The sequence below is a fragment of the Pseudomonas sp. DrBHI1 genome (assembly GCF_002205115.1).
Taxonomy (GTDB): Bacteria; Pseudomonadota; Gammaproteobacteria; order Pseudomonadales; family Pseudomonadaceae; genus Aquipseudomonas; species Aquipseudomonas mosselii.
This window is the reverse complement of the sequence record NZ_NIBE01000096.1, coordinates 672-3,291: the sequence shown is the minus strand read 5'-3', so window position 1 is coordinate 3,291 and position 2,620 is coordinate 672. Positions and strand designations below refer to the sequence as shown.

The 2,620-nt window shown below is 61.1% G+C and carries 1 protein-coding gene; it reads right to left on the bottom strand.

What is annotated here, in order from left to right; all coding sequences use genetic code 11:
- Nucleotides 1–2,620: immunoglobulin-like domain-containing protein (locus tag CC207_RS19675; RefSeq protein WP_371916488.1), on the bottom strand; the 2,620-nt coding region annotated here is incomplete at both ends.

Sequence of the window (2,620 nt, the reverse complement as noted above, 5' to 3'; positions counted from 1 at the left end):
GAGCTTCTGGCTGACCTTGACGGTGAAGGCCGGCTGCTGGTCTTCGGTGACATCGCCTTTGCCGACGATGGTGACGGTGACCTTGTCGCCCTGGTTGTCGGTGCCTGGAGTGCCAGTGCCCGGCTCGTCGGTCACGGTCGTGGTGACGGTGTTGTCACCCAGAGTCAATTTCTCGAAGTTGTCGCCACCGGCAACCGATTCGATCTTGTTGACGATCGAAGGCTGGCCGCCGACGAACACGTCGTCAGGGGCGGTGATGGTGAAGGTGCCGCTGGCACTGCCGGCCGGAATGGTGACCTTGGTGCCGTCAGTCAGGGTGAAGGTCAGGCCATTGTGGCCATTGACCGGCAGACCCTGGGCGTTGGTCAGGGTCACGGTGTAAGTGATCTGGCCGCCTTCGGTGACGGTGGTCTTGTCGGCGGTCAGGGTCGCGACGACCTCACTGACGGTGTCGGTTATCTGCACGGTGGCGTTGCCGCCCAGTTCCAGATTCTCGAAGGTCTTGCCATCAACGACTGCATCAGTGATGCCGACGGTCAGCGAGCTGCCATCCTTGAACACGTCATCGCCCTGGGCATCCGCCTTGTACTCGACCTGGGTCTGGCCAGCCGGAATCACCACTTTGGCGCCGTTGCTCAAGGTGACGGTCAGGTCCTGGTCCAGCTTCTGGTTGACCTTGACGGTAAAGGACGGCTGCAGGTCTTCGGTGACATCGCCGTTGCTGACGATGGTGACGGACACCTTGTTGCCGGTATCCGGATCATCAGTGACGGTGGTGGTGAGTGTTTCCTTGCCGAGCGTCAGTTTCTCGAAGTTGTCCGCGCCGCTGACACCTTCAAGCTTGTTCACGATCGAGGGCTGGCCGCCGACGAATACGTCGCTCGGGGCGGTGATGGTGAAGGTACCGCTGGCGCTGCCGGCTGGAACGGTGACCTTGGTGCCGTCGGTCAGGGTGAAGGTCAGGCCATTGTGGCCATTGACCGGCAGACCCTGGGCGTTGGTCAGGGTCACGGTGTAGGTGATCTGGCCGCCTTCGGTGACGGTGGTCTTGTCGGCGGTGAGGGTCGCAACCACTTCACTGATGGTGTCGGTGATCTGCACCGAGGCGTTGCCGCCCAGCTCCAGATTCTCGAAGGCCTTGCCGTCAACGGCAGCGTCGGTGATGCCGACGGTCAGGGTATCGCCATCCTTGAAGACGTCGTCGCCCTGGGCCTTGGCCTTGTACTCGGCTTCGGTCTGGCCGGCTGGAATGACAACTTTGTCGCCGTTCGACAGGGTGACGGTCAGGTCGTGGTCGAGCTTCTGGCTGACCTTGACGGTGAAGGCCGGCTGCTGGTCTTCGGTGACATCGCCTTTGCCGACGATGGTGACGGTGACCTTGTCGCCTTGGTTGTCGATGCCCGGAGTGCCGGTGCCCGGTTCGTCAGTGACGGAGGTCTTCACTTCGTCCTGACCCAGGGTCAGTTTTTCGAAGTTATCGGCGCCGGTGACACCTTCCAGCTTGTTGGTGATGGTTGGTTGACCACCAACGAACACGTCGTCCGGTGCAGTGATGGTGAAGGTACCGCTGGCGCTACCGGCCGGAATGGTGACCTTGGTGCCATCAGTCAGGGTGAAGATCAGGCCATTGTGGCCGTTGACCGGCAGACCTTGGGCGTTGGTCAGGGTCACGGTATAGGTAATCTGGCCACCTTCGGTGACGGTAGTCTTGTCGGCGGTGAGGGTTGCGACGACTTCACTGACAGTGTCGGTGATCTGCACCGAGGCGTTGCCACCCAGCTCCAGGTTCTCGAAGGACTTGCCATCAACGGCGGCATCGGTGATACCGACGATCAGGGTGTCACCGTCTTTGAAGACGTCATCACCTTGGGCTTTCGCCTTGTACTCGGCTTCGGTCTGACCGGCTGGAATAACGACTTTGTCGCCGTTCGACAGGGTGACGGTCAGGTCGTGGTCGAGCTTCTGGCTGACCTTGACGGTGAAGGCTGGTTGCTGGTCTTCGGTGACGTCACCTTTGCCAACGATGGTGACGGTGACCTTATCGCCCTGGTTGTCGGTACCTGGCGTGCCAGTGCCCGGCTCGTCGGTCACGGTCGTGGTGATCGTGTTGTCGCCGAGGGTCAGCTTCTCGAAGTTGTCGCCACCGGCAACCGATTCAATCTTGTTGACGATCGAAGGCTGGCCACCTACGAACACATCGTCCGGTGCGGTAATGGTGAAGGTACCGCTGGCGCTGCCAGCTGGAATGGTGACCTTGGTGCCATCGGTCAGGGTGAAGGTCAGGCCATTGTGGCCAGTGACCGACAGGCCTTGGGCGTTGGTCAGGGTCACGGTGTAGGTTATCTGGCCGCCTTCGGTGACGGTGGTCTTGTCGGCGGTGAGGGTCGCAACCACTTCACTGATGGTGTCGGTGATCTGCACCGAGGCGTTGCCGCCCAGCTCCAGGTTTTCGAAGGACTTGCCGTCAACGGCAGCATCGGTGATGCCGACGGTCAGGGTGTCGCCGTCTTTGAAGACGTCATCACCTTGGGCTTTCGCCTTGTACTCGGCCTCGGTCTGACCGGCAGGGATCACGACCTTGTCGCCGTTCGACAGGGTCACGGTCAGGTCGTGGTCCAGT